Consider the following 17,600-nt stretch of genomic DNA (forward strand, 5'->3'; position numbering starts at 1 on the left):
GCGAAGTGCGGGTGGGCTGGAACCGGCGCCGACGAGATCCGGCGCCGTGGGGGTGCCGGAGGAGCGGGGGACGTCAGGCGGGTGCGTGCGTCCGCAGCAGCTCGGCCACCGTGCCGCCGGTGGTCACCGGGTCGAGCGGGTGCACCAGCGTCGCGTCGACCTCGGCGTACGCGGCGAGCCATCGGTCCGCGGCGCGGGCGATCACCAGGCAGGTCGGGGGAGCGTCGTCCCGGTCGTCCTTGACCTGCCGGGCGATGCCGATGCCGCCGCCCGGGCTCGCCTCACCGTCGAGCAGCAGCAGGTCGATCTCGTAGTCGTCGACCAGCCGGATGGTCTCCGCGTAGGTCGACGCCTCGACGAACTCGATCTGCAGACCGGGAGCGGGCCGGGTGCCGACGGCCATCCGCATCCGATCACGGACCTGCGGGTCGTCGCTGTAGAGCAACACGGTGCAAAGACGATCGGTCATGCCGGAACTCCCACCTCGTAGCTGCCCGCAGATCGTACCGGTCGGCGTGACGTAGCCGACATCCCGCCCGACGTCGCGCGTCGGGGCGTACCGTCCGGGCAGCTCAGGCGGGCGCGGCGTCGGCGGCGCGTTCGCGGGCCTCCTGGCGGTCCAGCTCGCGGTCCACCCGCCGGGCCTCCCGCTCGGACTGCTTGACCCACTGCACCACCAGTACCGCGAGCATGGTCACACTGACGAATTCGCCACCGGCCCAGAGGATGCCGCCGGCGACCACCTGGTCCTGCCACGGGTCGGACCAACTGAGGTTGAGCGACGGGTACCAGTCGCCGCCGAAGAGCGTGCTGCTCTGCATGATGGTGAGGCCGAGCACTGTGTGGAACGGCACGGAGAGCAGCATCAGCAGCGCACGCGCCGGGTACGGCCAGCGGCCGGGCAGCGGGTCGAGGCCGAGCAGCGGCCAGAAGAACACGCAGCCGGTCATGATGAAGTGCGCGTGCACCAGCTCGTGCGCCCAGGCGTGTTCGAGGGTGTAGCGGTACAGGTCACTGAAGTACAGCACGAACGGGTTGACCACGAAGATGGCGAACGCCACCAGCGGGAAGCTGTAGACCCGGGCGACACGGCTGTGCACGATCGCGAGCAGGCGCTTGCGCGGCCCGACCGGCAGGGTGCGCAGGGCCAGGGTCATCGGTGCGCCCAGGGCCAGGAAGATCGGCGCCACCATGGACAGCACCATGTGCTGGATCATGTGCACGGACAGCAGCGCGGTGTCGTACGCGTGCAGTCCGCTGACCGTGACGAGCGCGATGCCACCCAGGCCGGGGCCGAGGAAGAACACGGTACGGGTGATCGGCCAGCGGTCGCCGCGTAGGCGCAGCCGGTACACCCCGTAGAGGTACAGGCCGGCGGCGAGCACCAGGCCGAGGGCCAGCCAGCTGTCCAGCCGGGTCTCGGTCAGCACCGCGCCGACGGTGAACGGCGGCGGGGCCGAGGTGGCGGCGAAGATCGGATCGACGTGCAGCACGCTTTTCAGGCTAGGCCAGGCGAACCGGACCCTGACGCTCGGGCCACGGAAGGCGCAGGTTTGCCACCCCGCTGATCGGCGGCCCCGGTCAGGGGCAATAATGACGGCGTGACTGCGGCCCCAGCCATTGACAAGAGCCGGATCCACTCTCTGACCCGACCAAACATGGTCAGCGTCGGGACGATCGTGTGGCTCTCCAGTGAACTCATGTTCTTCGCGGCGTTGTTCGCGATGTACTTCTCCATCCGCGCGGCTGCGCCGGAGCAATGGGAGAAGCACACCGAAGCGCTGAACATCCCGTACGCGACCACCTTCACGGTGATCCTGGTGCTGTCCTCGGTGACGTGCCAGCTCGGCGTCTTCGCGGCGGAAAAGGGTGACGTGCACGCGCTGCGGCGCTGGTTCACCGTCACCTTCGTGATGGGCCTGATCTTCGTCCTCGGCCAGCTGAACGAGTACCGGCACCTGGTCGCCGACGGCATCAAGATCAACGGAGACGGGTACGGGTCGGTGTTCTACCTGACCACCGGCTTCCACGGCCTGCACGTGACCGGAGGTCTGATCGCCTTCATCATCTTCATGGTCCGTACGACCATGGGCCGGTTCACTCCGGCGCAGGCGACCTCGGCGATCGTCGTGTCGTACTACTGGCACTTCGTCGACGTCGTGTGGATCGGGCTGTACGCCATGATCTACTGGCTCCAGTGATCTTGCGCGTCACACTCCGCGCTGCTGCTCCGTCCCCTGAGACAGGTCCAACCGGTTAAGGACACCGCTCATGACTTCTGACAACGACCGCCGACGCGGTCTGCTCGCGCGGTTGCGCGAGCGGCCCGCCGCGCGCAGCAGGGGCCGCCGCCGGCTGGGCGCCGCGGTCCGGCTGATCGCCGCGTTGATGCTCGCCGGTGGCGCGTACACCGTCTTCGCCCCGGGCGCCCAGGCGCAGGACAACCCGCAGCTGACCGGCGCCGCCGCCGAGGGCAAGGCGCTGTTCGACGTGAGCTGCGTGACCTGCCACGGCCGCAACGCCCAGGGCGTCGAGGGCCGCGGGCCGAGCCTGATCGGCGTCGGCGCGGCATCGGTCGAGTTCCAGGTCAGCTCCGGGCGGATGCCGCTGGCCCGCCAGGAGGCCCAGGCGCACCGCAAGCCCCCGGTCTTCACCGACGAGCAGACCCGTCAGCTGGCCCAGTACATCCAGGAGCTTGGCGGCGGCCCGGTCGTGCCCGAGGGCGACGACCTCCGCGAGGACGGCAACATCGCCGCCGGCGGTGAGCTGTTCCGGATCAACTGCTCGCAGTGCCACGCCTTCGGTGGCGGCGGTGGTGCGCTCTCCTCGGGCAAGTTCGCCCCGAGCCTGCACCCCGCGACCGACCGCCAGATCTACGCGGCGATGTTGAGCGGCCCGCAGAACATGCCGGTGTTCGGCGACAACCAGCTCCGGCCGGAGCAGAAGGCCGACATCATCGCCTACATCCAGGAGACGCTGAAGCACGACCAGGACCCGGGTGGGTTCAACCTCGGACGGTACGGCCCGTCCACCGAGGGTTTGGCGATCTTCCTGATCGGCATCGTCGCGCTCGTCTTCGCCAGCCTGTGGATCGCGGGTAAGTCGTGATCGAGCAGGCCATCCGATTCAGTGCTGTGGTGCCGCTCGGCGCCACCCGTAGCGAGGTGACGGCATGAGCACCCACCCCGAGCACCAGGCCTCACAGGGCCCGGAGCCGCTCGACGTGAACGACCCCAGGCTCACCCGGTTCGACATCGTTCGTGAGGGCGCTCGTCGGGACGACATCGAGATCGTCCACTACGAGCCGCAGGTGCTGCCGGGCACCAAGGCGGAGCGTCGGCTGACCCGGGTGGTCGCCGGCTTCTTCCTGATCACCGGCCTGGCCGCGACCGCCTTCCTGGCCATCTACATCTGGTGGCCGTGGCAGTACGAGGCGGGCCGGGGCGGCGACAAGTTCTACACCCCCCTGCTCGGCTTCACCCTCGGCGTAGCCCTGCTCGCTGTCGGCTTCGGCATCCTGACCTGGGGCAAGAAGTTGCTGCCCAAGGAGGTCTCGATCCAGGACCGGCACGAGGGCCAGGTGGACTCCGAAGGCCGCACCATCACCGGCCAGACCATGCTCTACATGGCGGACGAGCTGGGCGTGAAGCGTCGCCCCCTGCTCGGCATCTCGCTGCTGGCCGGCCTCGCGCCGGTCGCCGCGGTCGCCGCGGCGCCGCTGGTCGGCGGCCTGATCTCGCAGCCGCACAAGAACAACCAGATGTTCACCACCGGGTTCGCCACGCCCGAGGGCGGCCAGCGGATCCGCCTGGTCCGCGAGGACGGCCGGCCGATCCGCCCGGCGGACATCAGCACCGGTGGGCAGCTGACCGTCTTCCCCGGCATCGACCACGGCGTGAGCAACAAGCACGCCGACTCGCCGACGCTGCTGATCCACCTCCGCGACTCGGACGCGCAGGAGTCGCGCCGGGCCAACGAGAAGGTTGGTCATGGTGACTACATGTGGGGCAACTACGCGGCGTTCTCCAAGATCTGCACGCACGCGGGATGCCCGGCCAGCCTGTACGAGCAGCAGACCAACCGGCTGCTCTGCCCGTGCCACCAGTCCCAGTTCCTGATCACCGACAACGCCCGGCCAGTCTTCGGCCCCGCCAGCCGGCGGCTGCCGCAGCTGCCGATCGAGGTGGACTCCGAGGGCTTCTTCGTGGCGAAGTCCGACTTCACCGAGACCGTCGGGCCTGATTTCTGGGAGCGGCCATGAAGCGTCGAAAGTTTGACCTTGCGGCGACGCCGGGCAAGGCAGCGGTGGGAGTGGACGACCGTTTCCAGGTGGCCACCCCGCTGCGCAAGCTGCTGAACAAGGTCTTCCCGGACCACTGGTCCTTCCTGCTCGGCGAGATCGCGCTGTTCTCGTTCGTCGTGCTGCTGCTGACCGGTGTGTTCCTCACCTTCTTCTTCGAGCCGGCGATGACCGAGGTGGTCTACGACGGCAGCTACGCGCCGTTGCAGGGCACCCCGATGTCCGCCGCGTACGCCTCCAGCCTGGACATCTCGTTCGATGTCCGGGGCGGTCTGGTGATGCGGCAGATGCACCACTGGTCGGCGCTGCTGTTCATGGCCGCGATCGTCGTGCACATGCTGCGGGTCTTCTTCACCGGCGCCTTCCGCAAGCCGCGTGAGACCAACTGGATCATCGGTTCGCTGCTGTTCTGGGTGGGCTTCCTGGCCGGCTTCAGCGGCTACTCGCTGCCGGACGACGGCCTGTCCGGCACCGGTCTGCGGATCGCCTCGGCGATCATGCTGTCCATCCCGGTCGTCGGCTCCTGGGTCACCTCGTCGATCTTCGGCGGCGAGTTCCCCGGCACGATCATCATCAGCCGGTTCTTCATCGCCCACGTGCTGCTCATCCCGGGTCTGCTGGTCGCGCTGATCAGCGTCCACCTGGGTCTGGTCTTCAAGCAGAAGCACACCCAGTGGCCCGGCCCTGGCCGGACCAACAACAACGTGGTCGGCGAGCGGATGTTCCCGCGGTACGCGCTGAAGCAGGGCGGCTTCTTCATGGTCGTCTTCGGCGTTATCGCGCTGATGGGCGGTCTGTTCCAGATCAACCCGATCTGGTTGTTCGGCCCGTACGAGGCGTGGGTGGTCTCGGCCGCCAGCCAGCCCGACTGGTACGTCATGTTCCTCGACGGGTCGACCCGACTCATGCCGGCCTGGGAAATCAACATCCCGCTCGGCGACGGGTACGTCATCCCGCCGCTGTTCTGGCCGACTGTCGTGCTGCCCGGCATCCTGGTGGGCCTGTCGACGATGTACCCGTTCCTCGAAGCCCGGCACCTCAAGGACCGCAAGAGCCACAACCTGCTCCAACGGCCTCGGGACGCTCCGGCCCGGACCGCCGTCGGTGCCATGGCCGTCTCGTTCTACATCGTGCTGACGCTCTCCGGCGCCAACGACGTGATCGCTGACAAGTTCCAGATCAGCTTGAACGCGATGACCTGGGCGGGCCGCATCGGCCTGCTGGTGGTCCCGCCGCTGGCGTACTACGTCACCTACCGGCTCTGCCTGGGTCTCCAGCAGCACGACCGGGAGGTGCTCGCGCACGGCGTGGAGACCGGCATCATCCGGCGCCTGCCGGACGGCCGGTTCGTCGAGGTGCACCAGCCGCTCAGCGCGTCCAACGGGCACGCGGACGGTCACGGCCAACTCGACTACGTCGGCTGGGTCGTACCCAAGAAGATGAACCGGCTGGGGGCCCTCGGCCCGGCCATCCGGGGCTTCTTCTACCCGATCGAGAAGCCGGTCGAGGCACCGGTCTCGCCGGGGCACCCGCCGGTCGAGGCCCGACCCGAGCGCGAGGAGATCGGCAGCGGCGAGAGCCGCCGCTGACCGCCCAGTCACACCGTTAAGGGGCGCCCGCCGGATTCCGGCGGGCGCCCCTTCGTATCCACACCTCCCGACCCATCCGGCCAGGAGTCGGACGGCTCTGACGGGACCGGTCGACGCCGCGCGACGGGCGATCGCAGGAATAACCCCGGTGAGCCGGGTATGCGTGCGGTCCAACGTCTCAAGGGGGGGAAGCATGTTGGGTATCAAACGCCTCGGCCTGTTGGCCGCGCTGGTACTTGTCGGTGTCGCGCCGGCCGCGGCCGCGCAGGCCGCGGCACAGCCGTCAACGCAGGACACCCAGTACCTGCAGGCGGTACACCAGGTCAACCTGTTCGAGATCACCGCTGGTGACCTGGCTCAGCAGAAGGGTCACGACCAGGGGGTCAAGGACCTGGGCGCGATGCTGAAGACCGACCACACCCAGCTCGACCAGACGGTGCAGCAGACCGCGTCGCAGCTCGGGGTGGAACTGCCGAACGAGCCCAGCGCCGATCAGCAGGCGGTCATCGACAAGCTGAACAACGCCAGCGGCGCGGAGTTCGACCGGCTCTGGGTGACCAGTGAGCTGGCCGGTCACGTCCAGGCCATCCAGGCCACCCAGACGGAGATCTCGCAGGGCTCCGAGCAGTCGGTGGTCCAGTTGGCGCAGACGGCGCTTCCGACGCTCCAGACGCACTACGACGAGTTGGTGGCGCTCGCGAACAAGCTGGGCATCCCGGTTCCGCAGACCAGCGCCAGCGGCACGCCCAGCCCGGGCGGCACCGGCACCGAGTCGCCGGCTCCGGGTGGCACTGTCACCGAGTCGCCGGCTCCGGGTGGCACCGGCACCGAGTCGCCGGCTCCGGGCGGTGGCAGCACCGAGGTACCGGCTCCCAGCGAGAGCTGACGTAGCCACAAGCAGACGGCCGGCCCACCCTCGCGGTGGGCCGGCCGCCCTGTGCGCGCCACGCGCCGCCCTGCGGGCGGCACCGGCCCCAAAACGGCGAGCGGGTCAGTCGGCGCTGGCCAGACCGATCGCGAACGTCTCCTCCAGGTCGTGCTGGGAGTACGCCCGGAAGGCGATGTGGGACTCGGTGTTGAGCACCCCCGGGACCTTGGAGATGCTGCCCGCGATGACCTGGGCGATCTGGTCGAACTCGCGGACCCGGACGATGGCGATGAGGTCGACGTGCCCGGCCACCGAGTAGACCTCGCTGACACCGGGAAGGTTGGCCAGGTTCTCCGCCACCTCGGGGATCGCGTCGGTGGCGCAGTCGATCAGCACGATCGCGGTGATCACGGGGCATTTCTCCGTTCGTCGGCGTCGTCGCCCATGCTAGATGTTCCGGTCCGGGACCGGAGGCGGGAGCATGTTCCGGTCCGGGACGGGAGGCGGGAGCCGTCGGTGCTCAGCCTTGGGCGGGGCAGGGCACGGTCAGGTCGCTGCCGGCCCGGATCACGTTTCGCAGCCGCTCGCCGGCCCGCACTGTCGCGCCCGGCCACACCACGGTGCGGGACACGTCACCGTCCACCCGCGCTCCCGCGCCGACGACCGACTCCACGCAGTGGCCGGTCACCGTCGCGGACTCCTCGACGAGAACGCCGCCGGCCGCGGCGTGCAGGTTGGCCGCCAAATAGTCGGCCGGGGTGCCGGTGTCGAAGAAGGTGCCCGGGTAGGACACCACGGTCAGGGCGCCCGCGGCCTCGGCCGGACGCCACACGGCGCGAACCAGGTCCGAGAAGACGACCGGCAGGTCCCGGACCAGCCGCCAGGGCAGCAGCGAGAAGCCGGTGAAGCAGTGCCCGGCGAAGGTGCCCGGCGCCGCCGGGTCCGCGGCGGGCTGGCCGAGCAGGCGTACGGTGTGCCCGTCCCAGCCGTCGAGCAGGGCGGCCACGTCCGGGCCCGGGGGAGCAGCCGGGTCGGCGAGGTACGCGTCGGCGTTGCCGACCAGCACCGGACGCCCGTCGATCCAGTCCCGCAGGTTGGCCACCCCGCCGGCGGTGCCCAGCGGGTCGCCCGGCTCCACCGACAGGTGTGCGCGGTCGCCGACGTGCGCCACCACCTGGTCGCCGAGGTAGCAGGCGTTCACAGCGACCCGGTCGGGACCGGTCAGGCCCAGGCCGGCCAGCCGCGCCAACGCCCGATCCAGCAGGGGCACGTTGCCCACCGGGCAGAGCGCCTTGGGCAGCCGTTCGGTGAGCGGGCGCAGCCGCGTGCCCTCGCCGGCGGCCAGCACCACCGCGCACAGCTCGGCCGGCACACCGACCGCGCCGGTCACGGGGTCTCGTCGGGCACCGGCGGCGGGAACTGCCCGGCGAGTGGCCCGATGTCGTAGTAGGCGAGCAGCCGGGCCGTCGGCCAGGTCAGCTTGGGCAGGTCGTCCAGGGGGTGCCAGGCGGCCTCGAAGACCTCCCCGCCGTCGACGGTCAGCTGGGTGCTGGACGCCGGCACGTCGGCCTCGAAGACCATGTCCACCCAGCCCTTGGCGTGCACTATCGCGTTCGGCACCGCCGGGCGCAGCCGGGACGGTGGAAGCCGGACGCCGGACTCCTCGAACAGCTCACGGGCCGCGCCCACCACCGGGGCCTCACCCCGGTTGAGCAGGCCGGCGGGGAGTGACCAACCCTTGCCGGGAGGCTGGCGGAGCATGAGCAACCGACCCGCGCCCGTCGCCTCCGTGTCCCGGACCAGGGTCACCGCGCCGACGATGTACTTGGGCACCGCCAACCGGACCAGGCGCCGACGCACCGGCAGCGGCAGCCGGTAGAAGGCCTGGTAGAAGAGGGCCCGAGCGGTGGCGCGGGAGCGGGGGATCATGACCCCAGGCTAGTGGTCACGAATGTCCTTCGTACGCGCTGGGGCCGGCCGGGTCACTGTCGATGGTCGACCAGGTCGATGAGCTGGCGGACCACGGTGTCCGGTTCGATCACCCGGTCGAAGACCGCGACCAACAGGGTTTCCAGGTCGGGGTAGCCCAACTCCTCGGAGAGGCGCAGTAACGGCAGGTCACTGGCGAGGCCCCGGTTGTGCTGGCGCAGGGCGAGCCCGATGGTGGCCCGACCGAGCCGCACCTTGTCGCTGATCGTGATGCCCGGCTCGGTGTGCTCGGCGAACCATCTGTTGATCTGCATCTGCGCGTGCGGCGACTTGACGAAGGTCAGCCACTCCCGCCGGGGACCGCGCGGCGCCACACCGGCCTCGAAGCCGTTGTCGCCGTCGTTCTCGGTGAAGATCTCCACCACGTCGCCCTCGTCCAGCTCCGAACTGAGCGGGGCCAGCCGACCGTTGATGCGTGCGGCCAGGCAGTGGTCGCCCCGGTCGTTGCCCAGCTCGTACGCGAGGTCGACAGGCGTGGCACCGGCCGGCAGCACGACCTGCCGCCCGTCGGCGAAGACCTGGATCTGCCCCTCGGCCAGGTCGCAGCGCAGCGACTCGTAGAACTGTGCCGGGTCGGCGGCGTCCGGCTCCCAGTCGAGCACCCGGCGCAGCCAGTCCAGCTGCTCGGCACGGGCCGCTGCGGTGCTGCTGCCGGAGCTGGGGAAACGGAAGTCGGCGGCGATGCCGTACTCGGCCGAGCGGTGCATCTCCTCGGTGCGGATCAGCACCTCCACGGTGCGGTCCTGGGGGCCGCAGACGCTGGTGTGCAGCGAACGGTAGAGGTTGTTCTTCGGCGAGGCGATGAAGTCCTTGAAGCGGCCGGGTACCGGTCGCCAGGTGCCGTGGATCGCGCCCAGCGCGGCGTAACAGTCGGTGGCCGGGCCGTCGACCACCACCACGATGCGGGGCAGGTCGTACGGGGCGGTGTGGCCGCCGGCGATGGTGTCCTTCCAGATCGAGTAGAGGTGCCGGGGACGGGGGCTCACCTCGGCGTCGACCCGGCTGCGGCGCAGCGCCACCCGGGCCCGGGTGACCACCGAGTCGAGGTACGAATCCCAACCCGGCCGATCGTGCACGTGCCGGGCCAGCCGGGCGTGCTCGTCGGGCTCGAGGTGCAGCAGCACCACGTCGTCCAGCTCGCGTTTGAGGGTCTGGATGCCCAGCCGGTCACAGAGCGGGACGAGCACCTCCTGGGTCTTGCGGGCGATCCGTTCCCGCGACGACGCGGAGCGCACCCCGAGCGTCCGCATGTTGTGCAGCCGGTCGGCCAGTTTGATGATCAGCACCCGGACGTCCTTGGCGGCCGCGACGATCATCTTGCGGACCGTCTCCGCCTCGGCGGCCTTGCCGTAGAACGCCTTGTCGAACTTGGTCACCCCGTCGACCAGGTGGGCCACCTCGCCGCCGAAGTCCTCGGAGAGCGCCTGGAGGGTGTAGCGGGTGTCCTCCACGGTGTCGTGCAGCAGCGCCGCGACCAGGGTGGTGGTGTCCATCCCCAGCTCGGCGCAGATCTGCGCCACCGCGAGGGGGTGGGTGATGTACGGTTCCCCGCTCTTGCGGAACTGCCCGCGGTGCATGTTTTCCGCGATCGTGTAGGCACGGCGCAGCACCGCGGGGTCGGTGCCGGCGTGGATGCCCCGGTGGGTGCGGACCAGTTGGGTGACCGGGTCCGAGTCGGTGGTCGGCCAGCTGAGCAGCGACCGCAGCCGGCGGGCGAGCGGCAGCTCACCCGGTTGTGTCGGCAGGGCGCCCCCCAGGGCGGCGCCGTGTCCGGCGTCGACGTCCACGAGGGACACCTCCTCACCCCGGCTCCACACCGCCGGATCCCGGCGGGGGAGCAGGCCCACGAATCGGGCAGGACTGCACTTCTCTAACAGCCTAAGCGAGTCGACGTAGTCCGATCGGTCAGTTGGTCATGAGCGTTCGGTCGAGAGTTGGTGGGACGCGCCGCCCTCGGCCTTCGCCAGCAGGTCACGGAACCGGGCCGCGCCACTCGCCGGGGAGGACCAACCGGAGGACATCTCGACGAGTCGGGTCTCCGGTCGCTCCAACCAGGACAGGATGCGCTCGGACTCTTCGGCGGTCGCCGCCGGCACCGGACCGTGCCCGCCGGACACCGTCTCGGCGGTGGCCCGGATCGTGGTCAACGTGGGACGCGGGTGCACGCCCGGCGGGGACACCCCCGCACCGGCCAGTCGGCCGTGCCGGACCAACGCCAACTCCCAGCCGCCCCGGGCGGCCGGTCGGGCCGCGGCCAACTCGACGATCCCGGTCAGCGCGGCCAGCCGCTGCATCCGCACCGTGGCGCGCAGCACCGCGGCCAGCCGGGACCGCACAACGGCGGCCTCCTCGTAGCGCTGGTCGGCCGAGAGCACGTCGATCCGCGCGAGCAGCGCGTCCACCACCGGCTGAGGGTCGCTGGCCGTCGCGGTGCGGAAGGGCGCGGCGGCGCTGTCGTCGTACTCCTCGGGGGTGATCTTGTGTTCGCAGGGCGCCGGGCAGCGACCCAGCTCGGCCAGCGCGCAGGCCGGCGTGACGGTGCGCAGCGAGAGCCGGTGCGTGCACTGGCGCAGTGGCACCGCGTCGTGGAAACCGGCGGCGGCCAGCTCGGCGGCTCGTCGGGAGGTGAACGGCCCGAGGTACGCGGTGTCGGTGGGGGAGAGGTCGCGGACGATCGACAATCGAGGGTACGGACCGTCGGTCAGCTTGAGCCAGACCATCCGTTCCGGGTATTTGGACCGGCGGTTGTACGGCGGGGCGTGCGCGGCGATCAACCGCAGCTCACGGACCTCCGCCTCCAACGAGTGGGCGCACTCCACCGCCTCGACCCGTTCGGCCGCGCCCAGCATCTCCGAGATTCGGGCGCGCTTCTCGCCGGCGGTGAAGTAGCTGCGCACCCGGGTGGCGATGTCGACGGAGGTGCCCACGTAGAGCGGCCGGTCGTCGGCGGCCCGGAAGATGTAGACCCCGGGAACCTTGGGCAACCCTTCGGCCAGGTGCCGCTTGCGGCGCTGGGTCGGGGTGACCGCGCGGGCGAACTCGATGGCGTCGCCGATCGTGTCCACCCGGTGCCCGCCGAGCCGGCCGATCAGCCCGTGCAGCACGTCGACGGTGGCCTTCGCGTCGTCCAACGCCCGGTGGGTGGGCTGGGTGGCGGTGCGGAAGTAGGCGGCCAGGGTGCCGAGCTTGCGGTTGGGCACCTCGTCGCGGGTCAGCACCCGGCGGGCGAGTGCTGCGGTGTCCAGGACCCGGGGGTTGGGCCAGCGGTAACCGTGCTTCGCGCAGGCGGCCTTGAGGAAGCCCACGTCGTACGGGGCGTTGTGGGCCACCAGCACCGCGTCGTCGATGAACTCCAGGAAGCTCGGCAGCACCTGCTCGATCGGTGGCGCCGGCACCAGCATGGCCTGGGTGATGCCGGTCAGCACCGTGATGAACGGCGGAATCGGCTGGCCCGGGTTGACCAGGGTCGCCAGCACCCCCAACTGCTCGCCACCGCGCACCTTGACCGCGCCGATCTCGGTGATGCCGCCGCCGTCCGGCGCGCCGCCGGTGGTTTCCAGGTCGACCACCACGAAGGTCGTCGCGTAGAGCGGCAGCGCCGGGTCCACCCCGCCCACCGCCGGGTCGAGACCGGCCAGTGACTCCTGGACGTACTCCGCCTGTGCCATCGGCGGCACGCTAGCGCCCCGGTCCGACACTCCCGTCGCAGCCGTCCCATCAGTCACCATGGGGCTAGGATGAGAGATCGGCTCACTCACCGGGCGGTGGGCCCGGTCGCGGTGGGAGACTTGCCACATGCCCCTCACCGAGCCGTACGACGACCACCTCCCGCAGGAGGATCCGGTCGCGCTCGACGGTGCTGTGGGCAACCCGGACGACAACGTAGTCAACGGCACATTGGACGCATCGGATCCGACAATGGTCGACGGCCCCGCCGCCGAGCCGGAGCCGACCCTGCCCGAGCCGGTCCGGCAGCGGATCGTGACGCTGACCGCCGCGGTGCTGCCCACCCTCCCCACCGACGAGGTCCCGGTGCCCTTGCGCCGGGTTGCCAAGTTCGCCCCCAACCGACGCGCCCGGCTCGGCGCGCCCGTCATCGCCGCCCAGCTCACCGCCGACCCGCTGTTCCGGCAGCGGGTCACCGCGCGGGTCCTGGCCGACGCCGGTGACCTCGGTGCGGCGGTGGTCGAGGGCACCGCGCCGGCCGCCGCCGACCCGGTCGAGGTGGCCGCGCTGGCCTACCTGGCCCGGCCCCGTGGCTGGCGGGAGCTGATCGACGCCAGCGGCGCGGCAGTGCGCGCCGAGGCGGACAGCGCCGTCGTCGCCGAGTTGGTCCGCGAGGCCGAGCAGCGGGCAACCCGGGCCGAGCACGACCGCGCGGTGGCCCGGGTCGAGGCCGAGAAGCTGCGCGACGAGTTGGCCCGCGTCCGGGAGGAGCTGGGTCAGCTCCGCGAGGAGTCCCGACAGGTGGCCCGCACCCTGCGCGAGACCCAGGCCCGCGAGCGCAAGGCCACCGAGCTGTTGGCCACCGAGCGCGGCCGGGCGGCCCGCGCCAGCGCCGACGTGGACGCCGAACTCCGTCGCGCCCGGGCCCGGCTGGCCGAGGCCGAGGCCTCCGCCGGGGTGGCCCGCGCCAGCGCCAAGGAGGCGCGCTCGGTCGACGACGCCCGGCTCTGGCTGCTCCTGGAGACCATCGGCCAGGCCGCCGTCGGGCTGCGCCGGGAGCTGGCGCTCGACCCGGTGGACAAACTCCCGGCCGACTTCGTCGCCGACGCGTTCGCCGAGCAGCCGGGCACCGCCCCGGCCGGCCCCGCCGCCCGCGCCCGCGACACCGACGACCCGGCCCGGCTCGACCAGTTGCTCGCCCTGCCCCGGGCGCACCTGGTGGTGGACGGCTACAACGTCACCAAGCGTGGCTTCGGCGAGATGTCCCTGGAGCAGCAGCGCAAACGCCTGATCACCGGGCTGGGCGGGATCGCCGCGCAGACCGGCGACGAGGTCACTGTGGTCTTCGACGGCGCCGAGCGGATGCACGGGCTGCCGCCCGCGCCGCGCGGCGTACGGGTGCTCTTCTCCCGCAAGGGTGAGACCGCCGACGAGCTGATCCGGCGACTGGTCCGTGCCGAGCCGGCGGGCCGGCCGGTGGTCGTGGTCTCGTCGGACCGCGAGGTCGCCGACGGGGTACGCCGCCACGGCGCGTACCCGCTGGGCGCGGACTCGCTGCTGCGGCGGCTCGCCCGCTCCTGAGGGGACACGTCCTGCTGCCGCACCGCTGCGTGGCCACCTGGCCCTCACTGCCGCTCGGGCCGCTGTCCGGTGGCCGGTAGTCGCCGGGTCAGCTCGCGACGCAGTGCGTCGGTGCGCGGCTCCATCCAGGTGAGCCGGACGACCAGCTCGTAGGGGCCGCGTCCGGGAGTCGACCACTGTCCGGCTCGCATGGGCGGACGAGTCTGCTGCGGGTCGAGGGTCACGACCACCAGCCGCGGATCCAGGCGTCCCCGCACCTGGGCGCTGGCGACGTTGACCCAGTCGATGCTGAGTGTGGTCCCCTTCGGTCCGCTCAGGTGCAGCGTTTCGTCGGTCAACCGCAGCGGCAGGCGAGGCTGATGGCGCAGCTGCCAGTTGGTGGTCAGCGCGACGCAGCCGCCGATCATGCCGAAGCGCAGCAGCACCTTCCACCACGCCTCGTCGAACACCACCGTGTAGAAGGTGAGGAGAGCCGCGCCGACCAGCACGGCGAGAACCATGGCGAGGCGATGTCGGCGCGGGGAGTACCGGAACTCCACGACTGACGAAGCATCGAGATCGGCCACGGTCGCCCAGTGCCCGGGTGGTCGGTCGGCCAAACGATGCCTCTCCTTCGCTCGGTCGGCATGAGTTCCTCCCGGTCGGGTGGGATACCCCGATATCGCTGATCTGGAGTGGATCTAGCCCTGAAACAGGCGGTCGGATCGGGTTGCTGTCGTACCCGGTGGCTAGTGTCGATGTCACCGACGGTGCCCGGTCGGCGACAAAAGGAGTCGCCCGTGCGCCGCGAGCCGATCAGGAGGCGTGATGCTCATCGACTGCGACGGGTGCGCGAAGCGGGCCGACGGCTGTTCCGGCTGCCCGCTGACCGCCCTGTTCGACGAGACGTCCCCGGCGGCCGGGTTGGTCGCCGCCGAGGTCGAGGCCATCGAGGTGCTCGCCCGGTCCGGCTTCGACGTGGAGGTGCTGGCTGCGCCCGCGCGCCCGGAGGTCGCTCCCCGCCGCCCCGCCCGCCGGGTCGCCTGAGCCTTACACCGCGCCCGGAAGGAGGCTTCTCGCGGGCCATAGGATGAGCGGTCACGGCGGGAGGAGCGGCGCGATGAGCGAGGTACGGCGGGACGACGGCGGGCTCGTCGGTGGCGCTGCGTCCGGTGGCGCTGCATCCGGTGGCGCTGCGTGCGGTGGCGGCGATCCGGCCCGCCGGGCGGTGACGCGGTGACGCCGCGGGGTTGGGCGCTGCTGACCCTGGCCGGGCTGGCCCTCGTGCTGGTCGTGCTGGCCGCGTTGCTCATCCCGTGGCACCGCCCGCCGGCACCCCGGGCCGACCAGCTCGCCGCGCTGGGCGACCTGCCGGCCGAGCAGGTGGCCAAGGGGCGGGAGTTCCGAGCCGCGCTGCGTCCCGGTGGCTACGCCGCGCTCGCCGTCGGGCTGCTGATCGCCCTCGCGCTCGGGTTGACCCCGCTGGGCAGTCGCCTGGTCGAGCTGGTCGGCCGGCCCTTCGGTGGGCACTGGGCAGCGCAGGCCGTGCTCGGCGGGCTGGCGGTGGTGCTCGTCGCCGACCTGGTGACGCTCCCGTTCGCCGCCTGGCGGCAGAGCGTGCTCACCCGCTACGGGTTGAGCACCAACGGCTGGAGCGGCTGGGCTGTCGACCTGCTCAAGTCGTACGCCGTCAGCGCGGTGATCGGCGCGGTGGCGCTGTTCGGCTTCTACGCGGTCATCCGGCTCGCGCCACGCTGGTGGTGGGCGTTCGGTGCGGCCGGCGCCGCCGTGCTCGTGGTGCTGCTGTCGTTCGTGCTGCCGGTGCTGGTGGAGCCGGTGTTCAACCGGTTCACCCCGATGGAGCAGGGTCCGTTGCGCACCGAGCTGATGAGCATGGCCGCCCGCGACGGGGTGCCGGTGCGTGACGTGCTGGTCGCCGATGCCTCCCGGCGCACCAGGGCGGTCAACGCGTACGTCTCCGGTCTCGGGCCGACCCGACGGGTGGTCGTCTACGACACGCTGCTGCGCGAGGCGAACCCGGCCGAGGTGACCGCCGTCGTGGCGCACGAGTTGGGGCACGCGAAGGATTCCGACGTGGCGGCCGGCACGCTGACCGGGGCGCTGGGTGCCGCGGCCGCCGTGGTGGCGCTCTACCTGCTCGGCTCGTGGGGGCCACTGCTACGGCTGGCCGGTGTCGACTCGGTGGCCCAACCGCGCGCGTTCCCGCTGCTGATCGCCCTGGTCACGGTGGCCGGGCTGGTCGCCGCTCCGGTGCAGGCGCTGATGTCCCGACGGGTGGAGGCGCGGGCCGATGCGCACGCGCTCGCGCTCACCGACGACCCGGAGTCCTTCGAGTCGATGCAGCGCCGGTTGGGCTCGGTCAACCTCGGTGACCCCGACCCGCCCCGCTGGGAATACCTCTACTCGGCCTCACACCCGTCCACAGTGGAGCGGATTGCCGCCGCCCGCGCGTACGCCCGGGAGGCCGGTCGATGAACCGCACCCTGCTGATCACCAATGACTTTCCGCCCCGCCCGGGTGGGATCCAGTCGTTCGTGCACCACCTCGCGGTCCGTCAACCGGCCGGCTCGGTGGTCGTCTACGCGTCGAGCTGGCGCGGGGCGGCGAAGTTCGACGCCGACCAGCCGTACGAGGTGATCCGGGAGCGCACCCGGGTGTTGTTGCCCACCCCGTTGATCGCCCGCAGGGCGGCCCGTTTGGCTCGCGCGTACGACTGCGACACGGTGTGGTTCGGCGCGGCGGCCCCGTTGGGCCTGCTCGCGGCCGGCCTGCGGCGGCGGGCCGGCATCCGTCGGGTGGTGGCGCAGACCCATGGCCACGAGGTCGGTTGGGCGGCCGTGCCGGCCGCCCGGCCGGCGCTGCGGCGCATCGGTCGGGGTGTGGACGTGACCACCTATCTGGGCGAGTACACCCGCAGCCGGTTGGCCCGGGTGCTGGACGGGGTGACCGAGCTGCGCCGCCTCGCGCCCGGGGTCGACGTGGACACCTACCACCCGAGCGTGGACGGTGAACAGGTCCGGGCCCGGCTCGGTTTGACCGACCGGCCGGTGGTCGTCTGTGTGTCCCGGCTGGTGCCGCGCAAGGGTCAGGACACCCTGATCCGGGCCCTGCCGGAGATCCGCCGCCGGGTGCCCGAGGCGGCGCTGCTGATCGTCGGTGGCGGGCCGTACCGGGCGACCCTGGAGAAGCTGGCCCGCCAGGCCGGTGTGGAACGGGATGTGGTGTTCACCGGCACTGTGCCGTCGGTCGAGTTGCCGGCGCACTACGCGGCCGGTGACGTCTACGCGATGCCGTGCCGCACCCGCAACCGTGGTCTCGACGTCGAAGGGCTGGGCATCGTCTACCTGGAGGCATCCGCGACCGGCCTGCCGGTGGTGGCCGGTGACTCCGGGGGAGCGCCGGACGCCGTCCGGGAGGGGGAGACCGGCTACGTCGTGGGCGGCCGGGACATCGCCCAGCTCGCCGACCGGGTCGCCCGGCTGCTCGCCGACCGGGACCTGGCCCGTCAGCTGGGCGCGGCCGGCCGGGCCTGGGTGGAACGGGAGTGGCGCTGGGAGACGCAGGCGGACCGCATGGCGGCACTGCTCGCCGGCTGATCGCCGCCCGG

Annotated in this window: 17 protein-coding genes; 9 read left to right on the top strand and 8 right to left on the bottom strand. The window is 71.5% G+C overall.

What is annotated here, in order from left to right; genetic code table 11:
- Positions 1 to 73: 73 nt before the first annotated feature.
- Positions 74 to 469, bottom strand: a complete 396-nt coding sequence (locus ACLQ3F_RS11070; protein ID WP_091407513.1) for a hypothetical protein — start codon at positions 467 to 469, stop codon at positions 74 to 76.
- A 103-nt stretch (positions 470 to 572) separates the two neighbouring features.
- Positions 573 to 1,493 (bottom strand): cytochrome c oxidase assembly protein, encoded by a 921-nt coding sequence (locus ACLQ3F_RS11075; RefSeq protein WP_425848430.1) that lies wholly within the window; start codon positions 1,491 to 1,493, stop codon positions 573 to 575.
- Between the two features lie 108 nt (positions 1,494 to 1,601).
- Between ACLQ3F_RS11075 and ACLQ3F_RS11080 the strand changes: the two genes are divergently transcribed.
- The 5 genes from ACLQ3F_RS11080 to ACLQ3F_RS11100 all read left to right on the top strand — a co-directional run bounded on the left by ACLQ3F_RS11080 (position 1,602) and on the right by ACLQ3F_RS11100 (position 6,775).
- Positions 1,602 to 2,201 (top strand): aa3-type cytochrome oxidase subunit III, encoded by a 600-nt coding sequence (locus ACLQ3F_RS11080; RefSeq protein ID WP_091408043.1) that lies wholly within the window; start codon positions 1,602 to 1,604, stop codon positions 2,199 to 2,201.
- A gap of 70 nt (positions 2,202 to 2,271) precedes the next feature.
- Positions 2,272 to 3,108, top strand: coding sequence for a cytochrome bc1 complex diheme cytochrome c subunit (locus ACLQ3F_RS11085; RefSeq protein WP_112671723.1), 837 nt, complete (start codon positions 2,272 to 2,274; stop codon positions 3,106 to 3,108).
- Between the two features lie 64 nt (positions 3,109 to 3,172).
- Positions 3,173 to 4,261, top strand: a complete 1,089-nt coding sequence (locus tag ACLQ3F_RS11090) for a cytochrome bc1 complex Rieske iron-sulfur subunit (protein WP_357202834.1) — start codon at positions 3,173 to 3,175, stop codon at positions 4,259 to 4,261.
- Positions 4,258 to 5,889, top strand: a complete 1,632-nt coding sequence (locus tag ACLQ3F_RS11095; RefSeq protein ID WP_357259682.1) for a cytochrome bc1 complex cytochrome b subunit — start codon at positions 4,258 to 4,260, stop codon at positions 5,887 to 5,889. Before ACLQ3F_RS11090 ends, ACLQ3F_RS11095 begins: the two co-directional genes overlap by 4 nt.
- A gap of 193 nt (positions 5,890 to 6,082) precedes the next feature.
- Positions 6,083 to 6,775, top strand: coding sequence for a DUF4142 domain-containing protein (locus ACLQ3F_RS11100; RefSeq protein ID WP_357230635.1), 693 nt, complete (start codon positions 6,083 to 6,085; stop codon positions 6,773 to 6,775).
- Positions 6,776 to 6,880: 105 nt separating this feature from the next.
- Here ACLQ3F_RS11100 and ACLQ3F_RS11105 read toward each other — a convergent pair whose 3' ends face one another.
- From ACLQ3F_RS11105 to ACLQ3F_RS11125, 5 genes are all read right to left on the bottom strand, one after another.
- On the bottom strand, positions 6,881 to 7,168 hold the full coding sequence (locus ACLQ3F_RS11105; protein ID WP_124772802.1) for an Lrp/AsnC family transcriptional regulator: 288 nt from the start codon (positions 7,166 to 7,168) through the stop codon (positions 6,881 to 6,883).
- A gap of 109 nt (positions 7,169 to 7,277) precedes the next feature.
- Complete coding sequence (locus ACLQ3F_RS11110) at positions 7,278 to 8,147, bottom strand: nucleotidyltransferase family protein (protein WP_425848434.1); 870 nt, start codon at positions 8,145 to 8,147, stop codon at positions 7,278 to 7,280.
- Positions 8,144 to 8,686 carry an NUDIX hydrolase gene (locus ACLQ3F_RS11115; protein WP_357259679.1) on the bottom strand — a complete coding sequence of 181 codons (543 nt, stop codon included), beginning with the start codon at positions 8,684 to 8,686 and terminating at the stop codon, positions 8,144 to 8,146. Before ACLQ3F_RS11115 ends, ACLQ3F_RS11110 begins: the two co-directional genes overlap by 4 nt.
- A gap of 53 nt (positions 8,687 to 8,739) precedes the next feature.
- A complete protein-coding gene (locus tag ACLQ3F_RS11120; RefSeq protein ID WP_357205509.1) occupies positions 8,740 to 10,533 on the bottom strand; it encodes a RelA/SpoT family protein in 1,794 nt (597 codons plus the stop codon).
- Between the two features lie 126 nt (positions 10,534 to 10,659).
- The gene (locus ACLQ3F_RS11125; RefSeq protein WP_357259676.1) at positions 10,660 to 12,414 is read right to left on the bottom strand and encodes a DEDD exonuclease domain-containing protein; all 1,755 of its coding nucleotides are present in this window, start codon (positions 12,412 to 12,414) and stop codon (positions 10,660 to 10,662) included.
- Positions 12,415 to 12,541: 127 nt separating this feature from the next.
- Here ACLQ3F_RS11125 and ACLQ3F_RS11130 point away from each other — a divergent pair, with 127 nt between their 5' ends.
- A complete protein-coding gene (locus ACLQ3F_RS11130; RefSeq protein ID WP_357205492.1) occupies positions 12,542 to 13,993 on the top strand; it encodes an NYN domain-containing protein in 1,452 nt (483 codons plus the stop codon).
- A 44-nt stretch (positions 13,994 to 14,037) separates the two neighbouring features.
- On the opposite strand, the gene ACLQ3F_RS11135 is transcribed toward ACLQ3F_RS11130, so the two are convergent.
- Positions 14,038 to 14,532 carry a hypothetical protein gene (locus ACLQ3F_RS11135; RefSeq protein ID WP_425848437.1) on the bottom strand — a complete coding sequence of 165 codons (495 nt, stop codon included), beginning with the start codon at positions 14,530 to 14,532 and terminating at the stop codon, positions 14,038 to 14,040.
- Between the two features lie 268 nt (positions 14,533 to 14,800).
- On the opposite strand from ACLQ3F_RS11135, the gene ACLQ3F_RS11140 reads away from it, so the two are divergent.
- From ACLQ3F_RS11140 to ACLQ3F_RS11150, 3 genes are all read left to right on the top strand, one after another.
- The gene (locus ACLQ3F_RS11140; RefSeq protein ID WP_357205483.1) at positions 14,801 to 15,019 is read left to right on the top strand and encodes a hypothetical protein; all 219 of its coding nucleotides are present in this window, start codon (positions 14,801 to 14,803) and stop codon (positions 15,017 to 15,019) included.
- A gap of 189 nt (positions 15,020 to 15,208) precedes the next feature.
- A complete protein-coding gene (locus ACLQ3F_RS11145) occupies positions 15,209 to 16,468 on the top strand; it encodes a M48 family metalloprotease (protein ID WP_425848440.1) in 1,260 nt (419 codons plus the stop codon).
- Positions 16,465 to 17,589, top strand: a complete 1,125-nt coding sequence (locus ACLQ3F_RS11150; RefSeq protein WP_357205477.1) for a glycosyltransferase family 4 protein — start codon at positions 16,465 to 16,467, stop codon at positions 17,587 to 17,589. The genes ACLQ3F_RS11145 and ACLQ3F_RS11150 overlap by 4 nt, the downstream gene beginning before the upstream one ends.
- Positions 17,590 to 17,600: the final 11 nt, after the last annotated feature.

It is taken from the genome of Micromonospora sp. DT15 (genome assembly GCF_049841475.1).
GTDB lineage: Bacteria > Actinomycetota > Actinomycetes > Mycobacteriales > Micromonosporaceae > Micromonospora.